General features: G+C 41.6%; 19 protein-coding genes. 10 read left to right on the top strand and 9 right to left on the bottom strand.

What is annotated here, in order from left to right; all coding sequences use genetic code 11:
- The first annotated feature begins 17 nt into the window (after positions 1-17).
- Both ACNO7B_RS15315 and pdxA read left to right on the top strand, forming a co-directional pair.
- Positions 18-1,364, top strand: a complete 1,347-nt coding sequence (locus ACNO7B_RS15315; protein ID WP_417901668.1) for a four-carbon acid sugar kinase family protein — start codon at positions 18-20, stop codon at positions 1,362-1,364.
- Entirely contained in the window at positions 1,340-2,344 is a 1,005-nt protein-coding gene (gene pdxA / locus ACNO7B_RS15310) for a 4-hydroxythreonine-4-phosphate dehydrogenase PdxA (RefSeq protein ID WP_417901667.1), read from the top strand. The genes ACNO7B_RS15315 and pdxA overlap by 25 nt, the downstream gene beginning before the upstream one ends.
- Positions 2,345-2,380: 36 nt before the next feature.
- Here pdxA and ACNO7B_RS15305 read toward each other — a convergent pair whose 3' ends face one another.
- Positions 2,381-3,127 carry an SDR family NAD(P)-dependent oxidoreductase gene (locus ACNO7B_RS15305; protein WP_410684538.1) on the bottom strand — a complete coding sequence of 249 codons (747 nt, stop codon included), beginning with the start codon at positions 3,125-3,127 and terminating at the stop codon, positions 2,381-2,383.
- Positions 3,128-3,316: 189 nt separating this feature from the next.
- On the opposite strand from ACNO7B_RS15305, the gene ACNO7B_RS15300 reads away from it, so the two are divergent.
- A complete protein-coding gene (locus ACNO7B_RS15300) occupies positions 3,317-3,886 on the top strand; it encodes a cob(I)yrinic acid a,c-diamide adenosyltransferase (RefSeq protein ID WP_410684540.1) in 570 nt (189 codons plus the stop codon).
- A gap of 90 nt (positions 3,887-3,976) precedes the next feature.
- Here ACNO7B_RS15300 and ACNO7B_RS15295 read toward each other — a convergent pair whose 3' ends face one another.
- The 4 genes from ACNO7B_RS15295 to ACNO7B_RS15280 all read right to left on the bottom strand — a co-directional run bounded on the left by ACNO7B_RS15295 (position 3,977) and on the right by ACNO7B_RS15280 (position 8,507).
- Complete coding sequence (locus tag ACNO7B_RS15295) at positions 3,977-5,026, bottom strand: NAD(P)/FAD-dependent oxidoreductase (RefSeq protein ID WP_417901666.1); 1,050 nt, start codon at positions 5,024-5,026, stop codon at positions 3,977-3,979.
- A 90-nt stretch (positions 5,027-5,116) separates the two neighbouring features.
- Positions 5,117-6,103 carry an ABC transporter substrate-binding protein gene (locus tag ACNO7B_RS15290; RefSeq protein WP_410684544.1) on the bottom strand — a complete coding sequence of 329 codons (987 nt, stop codon included), beginning with the start codon at positions 6,101-6,103 and terminating at the stop codon, positions 5,117-5,119.
- A gap of 41 nt (positions 6,104-6,144) precedes the next feature.
- Positions 6,145-7,449, bottom strand: coding sequence for an NtaA/DmoA family FMN-dependent monooxygenase (locus ACNO7B_RS15285; protein ID WP_417901665.1), 1,305 nt, complete (start codon positions 7,447-7,449; stop codon positions 6,145-6,147).
- 263 nt (positions 7,450-7,712) lie between these two features.
- Positions 7,713-8,507 carry an AraC family transcriptional regulator gene (locus ACNO7B_RS15280; protein ID WP_342498635.1) on the bottom strand — a complete coding sequence of 265 codons (795 nt, stop codon included), beginning with the start codon at positions 8,505-8,507 and terminating at the stop codon, positions 7,713-7,715.
- A 277-nt stretch (positions 8,508-8,784) separates the two neighbouring features.
- Between ACNO7B_RS15280 and ACNO7B_RS15275 the strand changes: the two genes are divergently transcribed.
- The 6 genes from ACNO7B_RS15275 (at position 8,785) to ACNO7B_RS15250 (ending at position 13,330) form a co-directional block, all read left to right on the top strand.
- The gene (locus tag ACNO7B_RS15275) at positions 8,785-9,180 is read left to right on the top strand and encodes a membrane protein (RefSeq protein WP_008347092.1); all 396 of its coding nucleotides are present in this window, start codon (positions 8,785-8,787) and stop codon (positions 9,178-9,180) included.
- A gap of 15 nt (positions 9,181-9,195) precedes the next feature.
- Positions 9,196-9,861 (top strand): stress responsive protein LiaH, encoded by a 666-nt coding sequence (liaH, locus tag ACNO7B_RS15270; RefSeq protein ID WP_255234048.1) that lies wholly within the window; start codon positions 9,196-9,198, stop codon positions 9,859-9,861.
- Positions 9,862-9,972: 111 nt separating this feature from the next.
- Positions 9,973-10,842, top strand: a complete 870-nt coding sequence (locus ACNO7B_RS15265) for a DUF4097 domain-containing protein (RefSeq protein ID WP_108610962.1) — start codon at positions 9,973-9,975, stop codon at positions 10,840-10,842.
- A gap of 30 nt (positions 10,843-10,872) precedes the next feature.
- Complete coding sequence (liaF, locus tag ACNO7B_RS15260; protein ID WP_224559410.1) at positions 10,873-11,637, top strand: cell wall-active antibiotics response protein LiaF; 765 nt, start codon at positions 10,873-10,875, stop codon at positions 11,635-11,637.
- Complete coding sequence (gene liaS / locus ACNO7B_RS15255; RefSeq protein ID WP_060781391.1) at positions 11,634-12,698, top strand: two-component system sensor histidine kinase LiaS; 1,065 nt, start codon at positions 11,634-11,636, stop codon at positions 12,696-12,698. Before liaF ends, liaS begins: the two co-directional genes overlap by 4 nt.
- Positions 12,695-13,330: a response regulator gene (locus ACNO7B_RS15250; protein WP_007500305.1), complete on the top strand. Its 636-nt coding sequence runs from the start codon at positions 12,695-12,697 to the stop codon at positions 13,328-13,330. Before liaS ends, ACNO7B_RS15250 begins: the two co-directional genes overlap by 4 nt.
- Positions 13,331-13,372: 42 nt before the next feature.
- On the opposite strand, the gene ACNO7B_RS15245 is transcribed toward ACNO7B_RS15250, so the two are convergent.
- From ACNO7B_RS15245 to ACNO7B_RS15230, 4 genes are read right to left on the bottom strand one after another with little or no spacing between them, the layout of a single operon-like run.
- Entirely contained in the window at positions 13,373-13,741 is a 369-nt protein-coding gene (locus ACNO7B_RS15245; RefSeq protein ID WP_007500307.1) for a hypothetical protein, read from the bottom strand.
- Between the two features lie 40 nt (positions 13,742-13,781).
- Entirely contained in the window at positions 13,782-14,900 is a 1,119-nt protein-coding gene (locus tag ACNO7B_RS15240; RefSeq protein ID WP_394157042.1) for a Ger(x)C family spore germination protein, read from the bottom strand.
- Positions 14,897-15,991, bottom strand: a complete 1,095-nt coding sequence (locus tag ACNO7B_RS15235) for a GerAB/ArcD/ProY family transporter (RefSeq protein WP_417901664.1) — start codon at positions 15,989-15,991, stop codon at positions 14,897-14,899. The genes ACNO7B_RS15240 and ACNO7B_RS15235 overlap by 4 nt, the downstream gene beginning before the upstream one ends.
- Positions 15,978-17,402: a spore germination protein gene (locus ACNO7B_RS15230; RefSeq protein ID WP_417901663.1), complete on the bottom strand. Its 1,425-nt coding sequence runs from the start codon at positions 17,400-17,402 to the stop codon at positions 15,978-15,980. Before ACNO7B_RS15230 ends, ACNO7B_RS15235 begins: the two co-directional genes overlap by 14 nt.
- A gap of 115 nt (positions 17,403-17,517) precedes the next feature.
- Between ACNO7B_RS15230 and ACNO7B_RS15225 the strand changes: the two genes are divergently transcribed.
- Positions 17,518-17,685, top strand: a complete 168-nt coding sequence (locus ACNO7B_RS15225) for a YvzF family protein (RefSeq protein ID WP_003213147.1) — start codon at positions 17,518-17,520, stop codon at positions 17,683-17,685.
- The last annotated feature ends 69 nt before the right edge of the window (positions 17,686-17,754 follow it).

Below are 17,754 nucleotides of genomic sequence, written 5' to 3'. Positions count from 1 at the left end.
GAGACCGAGGTGTCTAAATGACAAACGATCTATTAAAAAAAGGAGCGAACTTAGAGCAAAAGGTGATCATTGTGGCTGATGATTTAACAGGCGCAAGTGATACAGGTGTTCAATTTGTGAAGGCCGGTTTAAAAGCCTCTGTGCTGTTCCAGCCGTCATTTGAGGATATGAGCCGGTACAAGGAGGAAGATGTACTGATTGTCGATACAGACTCGCGAAGTATGTCTTCTGAAAGAGCGTATAATGAGGTCAGTCAAATGGTTCAGCCGTTTCTACAAGGAGATTCACACCTTTTCTTTAAAAAAATAGATTCAACGTTAAGAGGAAATATAGGAATAGAGCTTCAGGCACTAATGGATCTTGGCCGGTTTGATGCGGCAGTCATTGCCCCCGCTTACCCCGATGCGAATAGATCTACGGCCTATGGGATTCATTATGTGGAGGGTGTGCCTGTTCATCTATCAGAAGCAGCGAAGGACCCAAAAACGCCTGTCCTGACATCCAGTATTTCAGACTTAATTGACGAGCAGACAAACATCAAGCCAAAACATCTTTCGAAGCAAGCGGTCTATTCAGAGCTAAACGAAACGAGTCATGACGTTTCATCTTTATTAAAACATGGTCATCAATGGTTTGTGTGTGATGCAGAAACGAACAATGATTTAACACAGATCGTTGATTTGTTTATGAAGATCAATCAAAGAGTGCTTTGGGTCGGGTCAGCTGGACTTGCTGGCGCATTATCATCCTATGTTGCGAAACACCGCAATCTTTCTCATGCAAAAAAGCATGAATCTGTTCTCATCGTTTCAGGAAGTGCTTCTCAAAAAACAATTGAGCAGTTTGCTTTTTTAAGAGAAAAGCACGATTGTCTCGAGGTGAAAGTGAACCCGTTGAATGTATTAAACGGCCGTGAAGCATGGGAAAGGAAATCAGTCATGGATCAGCTGCTCATGCGTCAGGATGAAGATATTCTCCTTTATACAGACGCAAGGCCAGAAATGGTTGAACAGATGTTGGCATACGGTGAAGCGAATGGCATGACAAGACAAGAAGTAGGAAGTACCTTATCTGTCTGTCTTGGTAAGATCACAAAAGACATTGTTGAATTAACAGGGGTGAAACGCCTTTTTTTAACTGGTGGAGATACGGCGCGTGCGATATGCCATGAGCTTGGAGCAGGCGGGATTCAGCTGTTGAAAGAAATTGAACCCGGCATCCCGCTTGGGCGGCTCGTTGATACGAGTGTATATGCGGTCACAAAAGCAGGGGCATATGGTCAAAAAGATTCTGTGCTCCATGCGGTTGAAGTGTTGAAAAACATAGAGGAGGTAGACGAATGGCAAAACCAATCATTGCTGTAACGATGGGAGATGCTTCTGGGATTGGTCCTGAAATTATTTTAAAAGCCTTCCAGCAAAGCCGTTTACATGAAGAAGCCGTTCTATTTGTCATTGGAGACACCTATATATTAAATAGGGCGAAAGATTTTGTGAATACAGATGTGGAGATTGTCAGTATTAAAGAACCGGAGGAAGCGGAACAAGTAAAAGCTGGTACCGTTCCTTGTCTTGATCTTCATCTATTAACAAGTGATATTCCAGTAGGAGAGATTTCAAAAGAAGCAGGGAATGCCGCTTTTCGATATCTTGAAAAAGCCATTACACTTGCGAATGACCGTAGAATTGACGGCATTTGTACAGCACCGTTAAACAAGGAAGCACTTCATAAGGCTGGTCATATGTATCCAGGGCATACAGAAATTTTAGCTGACCTGACAGGTACGGACGATTATGCCATGATGCTGGCAGCTCCTAATTTAAAAGTGGTGCATGTGACGACACATATCGGATTAATGGATGCCATCTTAAAAATCAATCCTGAGCGTGTATACACAACGATTAAACTGGCTCATGATACCCTCGTTCGGTCTGGTATCCCTGCACCTAGAATTGCTGTGTGCGGGATTAATCCACATGCCGGGGAGAATGGTCTGTTTGGAAACGGAGAAGAAGAGGAGAAGATCATTCCAGCGGTAGAACGAGCACAGGATGAAGGGGTTCAAGTATTTGGCCCGCTACCAGCTGATACACTGTTCTTTAGGGCGACAAGAGGCGACTTTGATATCGTTGTGGCGATGTATCATGATCAAGGGCATGGACCAATCAAGGTGCTTGGCTTAGAATCAGGCGTGAACATTACAGTTGGATTGCCTATAATCCGTACAAGTGTCGATCATGGGACGGCATTTGATATTGCAGGAACAGGAAAGGCTGATTCTGCGAGTATGGAAGAAGCCATTCGGCAGGCAATCATGCTTTCTGGTACGAGAGAGAACCGATAGTAAAAGAGAAAGAGCCTTCCAATGGAGGCTCTTTCTTTAGTTCATATACGTTCCGCCATTCATATTGATGGTTTCCCCTGTGATGAAATCTGACTGATCAGAGGCTAAAAAGGTAACGGCGTTTGCGACTTGCTGCGGTGTTCCAATTGTTTTCAGAGGAATTCTTTCTAAAACAGATCTACGGTATTCATCACTCCACTGTTTGCTCATGTCTGTCTCAATTGGCCCAGGACAGACAGCATTTACATGAATGTGATGTGCTGCTAATTCTTTGGCAAGATGCATCGTTAAGTAATTGATACCTGCCTTTGAAACGCCGTAAGCAGGTGATGCATTGTGATGAGGGGTTTTGCCAGTAGTTGAACTCATGTTGACAATCTTCCCGCCTTGCTGTTTGATCATGTCAGGAATGACTGCTTGACACATGAGAAACGTACCCGTCAAATTAATATCAATTAGTCTTTTCCATTCATCAACAGATGTATCGACTGTTGATTTCCGCAAATTGATCCCAGCATTGTTGACCAATATATCAATCTGTCCGAAATGGTTTTTTGCCTTCTCAACGAGGGAGGCAGCTGTCGCTGGTAAACTAGCATCACCAGCGACAGAAACAGCGCGTGTCTCTTCTTTATTCAGAGAGGAGCAAACGTCTTGCAATAGCACTTCATTCGTTCCGTTCAGCACCACTTTAGCTCCTTCAAAGACAAATGCCTCCGCAATGGCGCAGCCAATCCCTCTGCTTGCACCTGTAATGATTGCTACTTTGTTTTGTAAAGTCATCTATCATCCCACCCATCTGTCATAATTAAAAAGCGCTTTCATTTATTATAAAATGTGATGTTTCATCATTCAACATATAAAGTGGGGATGAATAGGTTTTGAATAAAAGTGTTTCATAATAAAACAAATACATCTTTTCCACTTCAGGGTATACTAAAAGGAACAAGCAATGGATAAGGGGGAACCTCATTGAAACTTTATACAAAAACCGGAGATCAAGGTCAAACAGGCTTGATTGGCGGGCGAGCTGATAAAGATGACGCAAGAGTAGAAGCGTACGGTACATTAGATGAGGCGAATAGTTTGATTGGACTAGCCCATGCAAACTTAAGGCAGCATGGCGAATTGTTTCAAGATATTCTATCTGAGCTGATGGTCATTCAGCATGAACTGTTTGACTGCGGCGGTGATTTAGCAGCGGTGAAACCACCGAAAGAAGGCAAGTTAAAAGAAGAATCTGTCACAGTCCTTGAAAAGCGAATGGACGTGTATGTAGAAGAAGCCACGCCGCTGACTAAATTTATTTTACCTGGCGGCCAGGAAGGTGCTGCCCTCTTACATGTAGCGCGAACAGTCGTCAGGAGAGCCGAGCGGCATATTGTGACACTCGCAAAGCAGGAGGAGATTCCAGCAGTTACGCTCACATATGTGAACCGTCTATCCGATTATTTATTTGCTGCCGCCCGTATTGTGAATCATCGGCTTGGTGAAGCGGATGTTGAATATGAACGAAGTGCGCTTGTGTTTCGGTCTAAATGAGGAAAAGCACTCTTCAAATGGAAGAGTGCTAAACGTCCTCCTTCTGTAAGTAGAGAAGGAATTCTAAGTCACTTTTTTTCAATGAACACTTTATTTCGTATACAAATGCTTCATCAGCTCTTTATTTTTTTGAATAAATATGTCATTGTGCGAAGATACCATCCCATGAGCACCTGCATCGGGCATTACGTATTGTTTGGCTTGGTTTACCGCATTTGCGGCATCCTGAAAAGCCCCAGCAATCAAATGCAATTTTCCTTCATGATGCAAAATATCGCCTGCTGCATAAATGCCCTGAACTGACGTCTCACTCAGTGGAGTTCCTGCAATCCAATAATCTTTCTGTTCTAGCTTAATGGTACTATTCGTAAGTAATTCTTTGTCTCGCTCGTATCCATGATTGATAATAACTTCATCTGTTGCTAGCTCAAATAAAGTCTCGTCCTGATGCTCTTTGAGGACAACCGTTTCAATCCGCTCATGATCGTCTGCTGCAATGAGCTTTTCAATCGAGGTATGAAGCAAACATTGGACAGAGCTGTTTTTCAGGCGCGATATTTCAGCTTCATGTCCTTTCAAGGCATCTTTCCGATAGGTCAAATACACTTGTTTGGCAATTGGCTCCAGCTCATTTGCCCAATCAATGGCTGAATTCCCACCTCCTGAGATCAACACGGTTTTATCTTTAAAGCGTTCAAGGGATTTGACCGTATAATGCAAATTTTGAACCTCGAATCGTTCTGCACCCTCAATATCTAATTTAATCGGCTTGAGAATCCCTCCTCCAACAGCTAAAATGACGGTTTTAGAGTAATGTTTTTGATTGGAGGCGGTGTGAAGAACAAAGTGACCTGTTTCATCTTGAGAAATAGAGGTAACCTTTTCTCCGAGTACGACCTTTGGTTCAAAGGTCAGTCCTTGAGTAACAATCTGTTCAATTAGCTGTGAGCCTGGAACAGGCGTTAATCCTCCTATATCCCAGATCATTTTTTCTGGATAAACATGAACCTTTCCCCCGAGGACTGGCTGGAATTCAATCAACTTCGTTTTCATTTCACGCAATCCACTATAAAAGGCGGAAAACAATCCAGCAGGTCCACCGCCAATAATTGTTACATCATATACTTCCATGTCTTTCATCGCACACGTCGCCTCACTTCTTTTGCTTTAAAAATGATTTCATACCTGATCCATGCCTAGTCAAATGCTTTGAATTCCTATGATCCAGTCTCATCTATTTTCTAATTGCTGCTGCAAGACTTCTAAAAAATGGATGCGACTATAAGCAGGTCCTCCTTCAAGAAGTGGATTCACTACATTGATATAGACCTGATCCTTTTTAAAGGCAGTCATATTTTGAATAACAGGATTCTTTTTCATGTCATCAAATGCATGTTGTGCCTCTTGATTTTCATCCGTAGAAAATTGTACAAATAGATAATCAGGATTCATTTCCCCTAGTTGCTCGACAGAGATTGCTTCTTGCGTCTTTGCCAACTTAATCGGTTCAGGAACGGCAAGACCCAATTCGTTATACAAGACAGGATTGAAATACACATCTTCTGGATATACGTAGGCTTGTGCTCCCCGAATTCGAATGATGGCTACTTTTTTATTCTTGAGCTTCTCCTTTAACGAGGCTTTTGCGTCTTTGACATCTGTTTTGTATTGAGTGAGGATTTTGTCTGCTTTCGTCTGTTTCCCTGTTAAATCGGCCATTAGCTCTAAATTAGCCTCCCAATTTGTCGCGATATGGGATATTGGAATGGTCGGAGCAATTTTCTCTAACTTGTTTAGTACGACTTGTTGAAATTTAGAGGAACCTAAAATAACGTCAGGTTTCAATTTCAATATTTTCTCAAAATTCGGCTGCTGTTTTTCCCCAATTGATTCGGAATCGCCTGTGATCGAAGCAAATATTTTCGGAAACTTTCCTCCTACTGATATTGCCCCTGTTGGATGAACATCAAGTACAAGTGCATCTTCCATCGCTTCCATCGCCCCAGTAATGACGATTTTTTCGGTTTTTTTCGGGATAGTATACGTTTTCCCAAGATACTCTATTGTTTTCGTAGCAGCATCTCCTGAATCTTCAATTCCGATATTTTTGCTTTCGGAGGCCATAGTTGATTGCTTAGGTTTGTCTCCGCCACCGCAAGCCGCCATGATCAGCATCAGTAAGGAAATGAAGCCGATGATCATTAATTTTTTATTCATCTTTTCAAAACTCCTCTCAAACTGTCTATTGTGGTCGTGCTTTATTTCATCCCCAAATGTTCACGCAAGGTGGATCCTGTATATTCACTCCTAAACAAGCCATGCTGGACAAGTAAAGGGACCAATTCGTTAAAAAATAGTTCTAGTGATTGTACTGAGCCCGGAAGTGCAATGAATCCGTCTAAAGCACCTGTTTCAAACCATCTGGTTATTTCTTTCTGTGCATCCTCAGCTGTTCCCACGATTACCCAGTGTGCCGATCCAATGACCTCAGGCCTAGAGAGTAGTTCTCTTACGGTAGGCTGCGTTTGTACAATCAACCTGCGCAGCAAATCAGCATGGGTCTGACTGCGTACCTGCTCATCCAATCCTTGTAGCATATCGGCAGGAACGGGTTGATCTAAAGGGAGATGGCGAATATCGAGACCTAGAATCGATTGAATTGCTGCATAACCTTGTGCAGTGCTTAGATGGGAATGTGCCTCTCTATACATTTCATGCGCCTCGTCACGTGTTTTTCCTAAAAAAAAGTACAAGCCAGGCAGCACACGGATGTCATCCGGCTGGCGGCCATGCTTGCATGCTCTTCTCCTCATGTCTTTCCGTAATTGAATAGCTGAGGCCATATCAGGGGTGGATGCAAACATCGCATCTGCAGTTGAAGCGGCAAAATCACGCCCCTTTTCCGAAGCACCTGCCTGAAACAAAGGAATGGTTCCTGACGGATGGGCCGGCACATTGAGCGGACCCTTAACATGAAAGAAATGCCCCTCATGTTGAATAGAAGAAATTCTCTTCTTGTCAGCAAATTGTCCTGTCGTCCGATTGATGAGTAGCGCCTCGTTTGGATAGCTCTCCCAAAGCTTGCGTACAACATCCGTAAATTCCATCGCTTTCTTATATCGTTCCTCTGATGATGGCATGGGTGAATGGCTAAAATGATCGGCTCCGTCGATCGAAGTGACAATATTCCAGCCGGCACGTCCATTGCTGATCGAGTGCAAGGATTGAATCTGTCTTGCCACTACATATGGAGGATTGAACGTAGTCGAAGCGGTTGAAACAAGTCCAATTTGATTCGTCTCATGTGCAATCGAAGCAAGTAGAACCGTTGGATCAAGACCTCCAAAGCCAGGGGAATGATCCAAAGACTCTATGTGGAGGACCAGCGCATCCGGCTTAAAAAGAAAGTCAAGCTTGGCCATCTCTGCTCTCTTTGCAAGCTCGACGTAGAAGTTGGTTGAGAATAAGTGTTCTACCATGCTGTTTGGATGCTGCCAGCCTTTTCCCTTCAGCCAGGTCGCTGACAAGGACAATCCGATACAAAGCTGCCTTTTTTTGTTCACATCATCTGCCTCCCTGTCGTTGCTGAATATCACTCAGCAATAATTGATATTGATAATCATTATCATCGAATAGTATAGCAAGGACCTCGTGAAATGCGAATACACAAATAACGAATATCACATGCATTATTATCTAATCAGGGCTGACAGAAGAGAGATGATCTATTTCTGAGGCAGTTAGGCTGGTTGTTTCATAGAGAGCTGTAGAAACCCTCTAAGGAATGAGGCTGACATCCATCGTTTTGAGAAGAAATACGACAGATTTATCTAACGGTATATGCGCTAGGTGGCACTCCGAATTTCTTTTTAAATACTCTGCTAAAATAGAGCGGATTAGGGTAACCGACAGTCATAGCAACATCACTTATCGGAATATTGCCTGTCTTAAGTATTTCACGCGCTCTTTCCATACGATACTGGATCACATAGTCAATTGGGTGAAGTCCGGTATATTTGTGAAAAAAATATGAGAAGCTTTTGGGATTCATATCGCACAATTCAGCGAGATCCTGAAGTGTTAATGGATTCATATATTGTCCTCTAATATAAGCGACAGCTTCCTCGATGACCCTTTCATTAGGAGAGCTATCTTTCTGCTTACAGCCCATTAGAATTTGATATAGGAGACGCAAAAATAATTCTTTGACTCGAAGTTTTCCCATCCCACCAGGTGTATGGATATTTTGATGGAGCATGGTGAGTATTTCTATGATTCTCGGATTTGCTCCCGTTTCCAGCTTGAAAGTATTGTCAAAGTCAGATTCTTTATCACAATTCAAATGATAAAAAAGTGAATGGTATTCGTATTCTGATTGACTGATTACCTGCAAGGCAAGCTGGCATCCCGGTGTTACATGCATGACAGATCCTGGCTGCAAATTGTAAATTTTTCCATTGATATTCAGTCTAGCTTCTCCACGAATGCTGAAAAGAAAGCCAGCACTTTCTGTCTTAAATTCACTTAATGTACTATGGGGCTGGATGACTAAACGATAGATTTCTTGTATGTGAAAAGAATGACTAGCAAATAGATCAGCTAGTTGATCTCTATTGATCAATGTACGACACCTGCCTATTTATTTAATCTATATACTACTTATTTTGTGATTTTACCATACGTTTAGCACCCACAAGAGCTAGAAATGGTAAATAAGTGAGCGGCTTTGTCTTCATGTTGATGTTCTTCTTTTCGAAGAGTGTTTTTTGTTTGATTCAACCGTTCAGTCTGAGCCATGTTACGACTCTGGTCGCAACCAAAGATCAATCTACGACACGTTTTGCCGGCTTCCTTTTTTGACTATAGTTAAAGCAAGGAGCAAGAAAGGAGGCATGAAGATGAAAATAACAAGTAAAACCATCATCGGTTCAATCCTGATGTTTATCGGTTTATCCATCTTCTTTGGTGGTTCATTGGGCGGGCTGATCCCGACTTTGATTGGGGCGTGGCTCATTTATGTAGGTGTCAAAAAATATGATAAAGGCAGTAAGACAACAGGGGTCATTCTCTCTATTATCGGTGTATTGCTCGTCGTGCAGTCGCTGCCATTTTTACTCGGAATCGCATTTGCTGGAGTACTTCTCTACTTTGGCTGGAAGATGATCAATGGTGAATCTGCAAAGGAATCATCCGGCAGATCATCCTATATGGAGCCAAACACGGCACCGAACATGGAAGAACCGATGCACACGTCATTTGATCAAGAATGGGAAGACTTTTTAAAGAAAAAATAAAGGGAGGAATATGAAATGGTATTAAGAAGAGTACGTGATATGTTTGTTGCAACAGTCAATGAAGGTTTAGATAAATTGGAGAATCCGCGTGTCATGCTGAATCAATATGTTCGTGATATGGAGGACGATATTGCCAAAGCGAAGCATGCGATTATCAAACAGCAAACCATTCAGCAAGGTTTCTTGAGAAAAGCAGAAGAAACAGAAGAATTTGCTGATAAGCGAAAGAAACAGGCGGAGCTGGCGTTTCATGCAGGAGAAGAAGAACTTGCACGGAAAGCACTGACTGAAATGAAGTATTTTGAAGAAAAGCACAACGAATATCAAGAAGCCTACCAGCAATCTGTTAAACAGTTGAAAGAGCTGAAAGAACAGTTGCAGCATCTAGAAACAAAGCTGCGTGATGTTAAAGACAAGAAGCAAGCGCTGATTGCAAGAGCCAATGCCGCACAGGCAAAGCAGCATATGAATGAATCTATGAATAAGGTTGATAGTGAAAGTGCTTATAAAGAATTTCTACGCATGGAGAATCGTATAGAGGAAATGGAGACAAAAGCGGGTAGTTATGCACAATTTGCCGATCAGGGTGCTTATGCTCATCTTGATTACGCTGATGAGGTTGAAAAGGAATGGCAAAAGCTTCAACTATCAAAGAAGCCTGAGAAACAGCCGGCAAACTAATGGAAATGTGTCAAATCGGAAGAAAAACAGGATTTTTCTTCCGTTATTTGATTTCTTTCTGTTTCGCTTTTCCTTATAATAAAAAGGTCAAAGGATAAAGGGATGATATAAATGAAACGGTTCATTGGTCTAATTTGTATACTTGTTGGTGTTTTTTTGATGATTGGGATGCTTTTCAAAAATGGAGATCTCTTTCATTTGAGCTTTTCTCGTGATAAAGCGGTCACAACAGCTTCAGCGAAAAAGGATGAGGTTGAACAATTAGATATCTCTCTTTCTGGATTTCGCATCAAGGTGGAGCCGGAAGATCGTTCGGATATTTCTGTGATGGTTGTGAATGGAAAAGGGAAAATGTATGCGGAACAAACAGGCGGAACATTCAAAGTCCGTGCTGAAAATAAAGGATTTTTGTTTTTCTCTGCATTTGAAAAAGGAGAACTCTTAGTCAAAATTCCAACAGATTATCATAAAGATGTGAAAATAACAGGTGGAATCGGCGTGAGCGAAGTAAATGGCGAAGGAAAGCTGTCTCTTCAAGATGTGACGCTCAAATCAACGAGCGGAAACCTCACAGCTGAGAACTTCTCAGCAAATCGAGTGGAAATCAAGGCGACTTCTGGCAGACTCTCAGTGTCTCATATTGATGCGAAGGAAAGTGATATTGGTGCCACTTCTGGTCGTGCTGATATTCAAGATGTAAAAGGAAAGCTGCAATTAGGCATGACAAGCGGCAGGCTGACAGCAAGCTTTGATACAATTGATTCACCAGTCGACTTTCACATGACATCAGGCAGTGCGAAATTGAACTTGCCAGATGAGGGAGATTTCAAAGTCCAAGTGAAAAAAACGAGTGGAAGTATTGATCATTCGTATGATTTTGACCAAGCGGATAGTGAAGGCCGAGGTTTTACAGGCACGCATGGGAAAGGGACACACTTAGTCGATATTGAGATGACAAGCGGAAACTTAAAATTGCGGTAAACAAACGTAAAAAGGAAGGAGGCGAGTCAACTGCGTTTTTCTAGAAATCAAATTTTAGGCATCATTGTGGTGATTTTTGGTATTAATCTTTTTCTCAAAATTATTGGGATTGGGGCAGACCTATTTTGGCCAGTGTTTTTTGCTCTATTTGGTTATTGGCTGCACTCTCGATCTAAACGTTGGCTCGGTTCGGTTTCCTATATTTTTGCAGGCTTTCTCTTCTTGAAGTTTCTACTAAATATCACGTTTAGTTTGACTGGGTATTTATTTGCTGCCTTTTTGATCTATGCGGGCTATCGTTTATTGAAAAACAAACCTGTTTTTGATGTCGATAAAAAGGAATCATCAGACGATGGAAAGCCTTCACTGAAAGTCAATCTTGAAAAAGAGGGCGATCAGAAGAAAACAAAAAGCCAGACAAAGCCGCGCAAAGAACATGATTTCTTTATCGGTGAAGTCAGGCTGATGAAAAAACCATTTCAATTAAGCGATTTGACCATTTCAGGTTTTATTGGCGATGTCAAAATCGACTTATCAAAGGCCATCATTGCAGAGGAAGAGAGTACGATCGTCATTAGTGGACTCATCGGAGATGTCGATATTTATGTACCTCAGGATATTGAAGTATGTGTGAGTGCTTCGGCCGCGATTGGTGATATGAAAATCATTGATGAAAAAAGAAGCGGGTTCGGCAGTAAAGTGTATGTCATGACAAATGATTATGACGAAAGCAAGCGAAAAGTGAAAATCTCCATTTCTCTCCTGATTGGGGATGTGGATGTGAGGTACTTATGAGGAAACTGCATTTAGGCATCCAGTGGCAATCTGTTCGTCTTGCAGTCGGTATCTCGCTTGGTGTTGTCATCATGACGACACTCCCGATGTTTTTTTATTACCAGCTTGATCCCATGATTTTGCTGTCTACGCGGTGGTTCGGCATCCCGTTTTTTTGTATTTTACTCATTATTAGTCTCGCCATTGGTGTATCAGCGGGGCATGTGTTTGGCTATCAGCATAAGAAGCGGCTAGATCAGCTTGTAGAGTCGATTTTGAAGTTTGAAAATGGGAATTTTGCCTATAGACTGCCTTCTCTAGGTGATGATGAAATTGGTTTGGCGGCAGATCAATTAAATGAAATGGCGAAACGAGTGGAAGGGCAAGTAGCCTCCTTACAAAAGCTCTCAAATGAGCGAGCTGAATGGCAGGTTCAAATGAAAAAATCGGTTGTCTCAGAAGAGCGTCAGCGTCTAGCGCGTGAGCTGCATGATGCAGTCAGCCAGCAGCTATTCGCCATTTCGATGATGACGTCTGCGATTCTTGAAGGGATGAAGGAAAAGGATGAAAAGATTTTAAAGCAAATGCGTCTTGTGGAACGAATGGCTGGCGATGCACAAAATGAGATGCGTGCACTCCTTCTGCATTTAAGACCGATCACCCTTGAAGGAAAAGACTTGAAAAAAGGCTTGATTGAGCTACTCAATGAATTTCAGGCAAAGCAGCCAATTGATATTGATTGGGAAATAGAAGATGATGTTCCGCTGTCTAAAGGGGTGGAGGACCATCTGTTCCGAATTGTGCAAGAAGCCCTTTCCAATGTGTTTAGGCATGCAAAGGCGACAAAGGTGACAGTACGTCTGCTTATTCGGAACCGTCAAGTTCAGTTGAAAATTATCGACAACGGGATTGGTTTTCAAACAGATCATGTGAAGACTGCTTCCTACGGACTTGAATCGATACGAGAAAGAACAAGTGAAGTAGGCGGTGTCGCAGAGATTATGTCATTTGAGGGAAAAGGCACACAAATTGATGTGAAGGTTCCCATTTTTGATGAAGGAAAAGGAGAGAACGTTCGATGATTCGAGTGCTTTTAATTGACGATCACGAAATGGTGAGAATGGGTCTTGCTGCTTTTTTAGAGGCACAGGCGGATATTGAAGTCATCGGTGAAGCGTCAGATGGACAAAAAGGTGTAGAACTAGCGGTTGAATTAAAGCCAGACGTGATTTTAATGGACCTTGTTATGGAAGGCATGGATGGCATTGAAGCAACGAAAAGAATTTGTCAGGAAATAGAGGATGCCCGAATTATTGTACTGACGAGCTTTATTGATGATGATAAAGTGTATCCAGTGATTGAGGCTGGTGCTTTAAGCTATCTTTTAAAAACATCGAAAGCAGGAGAAATTGCTGATGCCATCAGGTCTGCGAGTATCGGCGAACCAAGACTTGAATCAAAAGTAGCTGGAAAGGTCATGAACAAACTCCGCCATTCATCAAATGGGTCCATTCTGCACGATTCGTTAACCGCAAGAGAAATGGAAATATTAAAGCTGATTGCCGATGGAAAATCGAATAAGGTCATTGCTGAGGAATTGTTTATTACCATCAAAACCGTCAAGACGCATATTACTAACATTCTTTCCAAGCTTGATGTAGAAGACCGCACACAAGCGGCCGTGTATGCACATCGCCATAAGCTGATTCAATAAAAAAACAGCTTTCAAATGAAAGCTGCTGGAACATGCGCAAATTTAGTCCTTCTGTCCTGTGATTGGACGTTCGGATAGTTGATGGAGCTCAGGAACTGGAAAAGCCTCCTGCTCCTCGGCCGATTTGTCTTCCAGGGTTTTCTTCATCTCGGAAAGCAGCTTGACGCTTTCCTTTGCCACTGCCGCTTTTTTCTCTTGCAAATCAATGATCTGTGAAAGTCCAACAAATAAACCGCCTCCAATCAGAAGGAGCGCAGGGGTTTGTCCATAATAAATCACGATCAAAAATGTGCTTGAAAAGCTGTCGGCTTCAATGAAGAAATCTTCTTTTGATTGCATGAATACCACGACTAACAGAAGTATTCCTAGAATCAAAAATAGAATGCCGGCCGAAAGTAAAGCTCGTTTCATGATTGACACCCTTTTTTTCTTACCATTTTAACATACTCTATTAGGATTGTGTTGCGCCCTTAGTCCCGAAGTCACGGATTTTCACATTTACTTTGTAACGAATATCCGATTCACTAAAAATGTCATCCCAATGTTTTGCTTCTTTTCGATAGTCCTTCGGATATGCAATGCTTGCTTTTTGATAAAACCCACAAATATCTGCTTTGATCTCGTGCTGTAATTCCTCAATGAAATCTTTTGCATCTTTCTCTAATCGACGCTCCACTGCACGCTCAATTTCTTGAAGATACTTTTCATTAAATGAGTTCTCCCGCTCATTCCAATCCTCAGACAATCTTCCATCAAGCTCCACTGACACATTAAATTGATATCTTCCGCTGGCTGTTTTATTTGTTTCAATGTTGTGTTTCAGTTTAAATATCTCAAAAGAATAGATACTGTGATCATATTTAAATTCAACGACTCCGCCTTTTCCGTCCCCAGTCAACAGGTTGTATGACTGCACGGCTAACGGAGAGATGTTGGTGAGAAATCGTTTGTTTTTAATAATAGAGGCACCGTCGAGCATTAATTTCCCTTGATCTACACTGACTTTCGGAACAGCAAAAGATACATTGTTTTGCATAGCAGAAGAAATGTCTCCTAATGAAACGGGCTTTAACATACGTATGGTTGATTTTGTATTCCCAGAAATATCATATAATGTAGAAGAAGCTGGCTGTCCATCGTCATTGATTTTCAGCAAGTCCCCTGGCTTCTCAGAGGTCATAAAGACGAGGCTTCCTCTCCGTGTTTCATTGTCTCGAATGAATTGATTAATGACCAAGTCGAAATTATTCTCATTGATGAGCTCCTCAGAAAATAAATACACCCTCAACTGCTGGGCGAAAATACGGTGACTTTTCAGTGTCGTTGTTCGGAAAATTTGATGCACGGAATCTCCACTAGTTTCAATAATCTTTGTTGGGTCTTTCACGCTGGATTCTTGTTCAATTTTTTGTGGGACAAGGACCTGCATAGATATTTTAAGTTTATGACCGTCATCGCCTTTATCTAAGCCGTAACCAATCGCCATGTTGAGCTCCTCAATATTAGTACTATCCCAGCATCCACTTAATAGAACAAGGGTCATAATTGCAAAGGCTGCGTGCTTTTTCATGCAGCTTTCCGCCTCCTTTTCAAAAACACGATGATAAATAAGAGAAACGGGAGAATACCGAATAAAAGGAAAAATAAATGGTTCACATAGGTTAAATAATCACGTACTGTATCAACATCCTTTGGGAAACTTGCGGCAATGTAGATGACAATTCCCATCAACGCGAGCACGACCTTTTTAGGGAATTTAGTCAGTTTGGATACGCCCATTGCAGCAAAAAACGTATATCCTACAAAGCTCGTATAAAGCTGGACAAGCCAAACGATGAGCAAAAAGGATTCAATCCGTTCAATAAAAATCCCTTGTATATCAAACGATTGAAATAAGGCAATCGTCGGCCAAGTCAAAGTCGCTGTTTCTTTCACCGTGAACGCACCAACCACAAGAATATAGGTGAAAATATAGATGATCGCAGGAACCAAAAAGCCGATTGCGCCATAAGCAAAAGTGTGTTTTTGCGTTTTCATGTAGGCAGGCATAAACAGCATCATTTCAATACCTACAAATGAAATGGCTGATGCGTTCAAGGATTTGAAGACAGGGGAGAATCCCTCTCCTAATACAGGCCTTAAGTTATCTAATTTAAATTCTTGCACACTGAGTCCGTATGCAAGAAATAAGATAATTAGGGTGACAATGAGGAAAAATGGGCACAGTCTGGCAAAATCACCAATTCCGCCAACTACGAGATAAAAACCAACCAAAATAAAACTGATCATCGTCACGGCTACAGGGGTGTTTTGAAGTAGAAAGAATTTCACCATCTCAGACATGGCTCGTACTTCATAGCTGGCAACGCCGAGAAAGTAAATAATAATCAACAGGTTGGCAAGTGAGCCAATCCATTTCCCAAGTCCTTCTTTTGTATAGTCATAGTAGGAAGAAAAGGAGACCTTTTTCATCATGAGCACATTGACAAAAATGAACACAATGTATATTACACTCATAAGTAAGAGTGCAATCCAGCCGTCAGGTGTAGGCGCAGCTTGAGCCATTGATCTTGGCAGAATCATCATACTTGCGCCTAGCGTGGTATTGGCGATAATGGCACTTGCCTGATAGCTTGAGATCGACTCTTTATGATTGACCATGTCGTTCCCCTTTCTTTTGATTTTTCAAAGGCAATCTGATGATGGAATTGTCCTCATTTTTATAGCTGAACACAAAATCTGGTGAAAAATATGGGGTGCCAAAGCTTTTTTGTCTTGTCAAATGAGTGAGTAAGACGAGCATAAACAGGACAAGTCCATATAAACCGAATGCAGCTGCAGCAAACATGGACACAAAGCGAAGGACACGAAATGATATCCCCATCCCATATTGAGGAAAGGTAAAGGATGCAAGTGCAATGACGCTGACAATAATGACCATAATGGAGCTGACGATATGGGCTTGTACGGCTGCCTGCCCAATGACAACACCGCCCACAAGTCCGATTGTTTGTCCAAGTGGATTAGGAAGCCTTAACCCAGCCTCTCGCAGCAGTTCAATGGTCATTTCCATGATGAGTGCTTCCACAATAGGAGGAAAGGGGACATTCTCACGTGTGCTTGAGATGGAAATAGCTAAAGTTGTGGGCAAAAGACCTTGATGGAAGGACACAAGGGCAATATAAATGGCTGATAAAAACAATGTGAGAAAGATGGACGTAAAACGCAGCAAACGAATCAGAGAGGCGGCGACCCATCTTTCATAATAATCATCAGGTGATTGCATAATCGTCGCGAGGGAAGCAGGGACAATTAAGATAAAAGGTGAATGATCAACAAAGATGGCGACGCGTCCATTGTTTAAAGCAGATGCCACTTTATCAGGCCGTTCTGTGTTTTGAATTTGCGGAAAAGGAGAATACACATTGTCTTCAATCAGCTCCTCAAGAACGCCTGAGTCTTGAATATCATCTATGGTGACTTGTTTGAGACGCTTTTTTACCTCTTTTAAAACAGAGGGCTCAACGATACCATCAATGTACATGATCGATACTTGGGTGTATTTCTTTTCGCCGATTTTCATATCTACTGTTTTGAGATCAGGGTTTTTCAAACGCTGTCTGACGAGAGCTAAGTTCGTGTTGATATCTTCAATGAAACCAATTTTTGGTCCTCTTACGACGGTTTCAGATGTAGCATCTCCTAAATTACGTTTCTTCGTTCCGTGTGTTTCTAAAATATAAGCATGCTGAAATCCATTAATCAGTACGACACAATGTCCTTGAAAAATGGCATCTACCAGCTCTTCAGAGGTTTTCACCGTACGAGTTGTCATCATTGATAAATTGGATTCTAGCTTCTCTTTTGTCAGAGAGGCATGATCTTGCAATAGCAGCTTTAAGAAGGTTTGAATCTGCATCGCTTCGTTCATTTCTTTAATGTATAAATAATAAACAACCTGTCCATGAGGCAATGTTTTTTTCTCATGGATCAAATCATCCATGTCCTTTAACTGAGGGAGAATGACAGAGAGATTATCGTATAAGTGCTCTTTCAATGGAGTTTGATTCAAAAGGATCACCCGCCTCAATTTCTTTTTCTTAGCATTACCTGCTTGAAAAAACAATATTCTGTGTTACATTATTTTGTGGTATATGAAAGAATCACGGTGTTGGAGGAAAGAGAAGATGGCGCAAATTCGTTTAGCAGGAACAAAAGAGGAGATCGACCGTATTCTACAGTCGTTTGACAAGCATTATGAGGTGACTTATACGTCAAAAGATTACGGAAAAACAAATCCGAAATACAAATATTCCAAAGATGTTCGTGTTTATATTGAACTAAAATTAAAATAAAGATAAAATTTTAATTGAAAACGCTTAAAGGATTTTCGTTTTTTGTATAGAATAGAGTTGAGTGATGAA

This window comes from Bacillus sp. AK25, assembly GCF_048270685.1.
Taxonomy (GTDB): Bacteria; Bacillota; Bacilli; order Bacillales; family Bacillaceae; genus Bacillus; species Bacillus altitudinis.
This window is presented reverse-complemented; position numbering and strand designations above follow the sequence as displayed.

Coding starts and splice junctions, on each gene's coding strand:
- ACNO7B_RS15275 (WP_008347092.1), top strand. CDS start 8,785: ATGAAAATAACAAGTAAAACCATCATCGGTTCAATCCTGATGTTTATC.
- ACNO7B_RS15235 (WP_417901664.1), bottom strand. CDS start 15,991: ATGGTCAATCATAAAGAGTCGATCTCAAGCTATCAGGCAAGTGCCATT.
- ACNO7B_RS15245 (WP_007500307.1), bottom strand. CDS start 13,741: ATGAAACGAGCTTTACTTTCGGCCGGCATTCTATTTTTGATTCTAGGA.
- liaS (WP_060781391.1), top strand. CDS start 11,634: ATGAGGAAACTGCATTTAGGCATCCAGTGGCAATCTGTTCGTCTTGCA.
- ACNO7B_RS15250 (WP_007500305.1), top strand. CDS start 12,695: ATGATTCGAGTGCTTTTAATTGACGATCACGAAATGGTGAGAATGGGT.
- ACNO7B_RS15295 (WP_417901666.1), bottom strand. CDS start 5,026: ATGAAAGACATGGAAGTATATGATGTAACAATTATTGGCGGTGGACCT.
- ACNO7B_RS15225 (WP_003213147.1), top strand. CDS start 17,518: ATGGCGCAAATTCGTTTAGCAGGAACAAAAGAGGAGATCGACCGTATT.
- liaH (WP_255234048.1), top strand. CDS start 9,196: ATGGTATTAAGAAGAGTACGTGATATGTTTGTTGCAACAGTCAATGAA.
- ACNO7B_RS15290 (WP_410684544.1), bottom strand. CDS start 6,103: ATGAATAAAAAATTAATGATCATCGGCTTCATTTCCTTACTGATGCTG.
- pdxA (WP_417901667.1), top strand. CDS start 1,340: ATGGCAAAACCAATCATTGCTGTAACGATGGGAGATGCTTCTGGGATT.
- ACNO7B_RS15240 (WP_394157042.1), bottom strand. CDS start 14,900: ATGAAAAAGCACGCAGCCTTTGCAATTATGACCCTTGTTCTATTAAGT.
- ACNO7B_RS15315 (WP_417901668.1), top strand. CDS start 18: ATGACAAACGATCTATTAAAAAAAGGAGCGAACTTAGAGCAAAAGGTG.
- ACNO7B_RS15265 (WP_108610962.1), top strand. CDS start 9,973: ATGAAACGGTTCATTGGTCTAATTTGTATACTTGTTGGTGTTTTTTTG.
- ACNO7B_RS15305 (WP_410684538.1), bottom strand. CDS start 3,127: ATGACTTTACAAAACAAAGTAGCAATCATTACAGGTGCAAGCAGAGGG.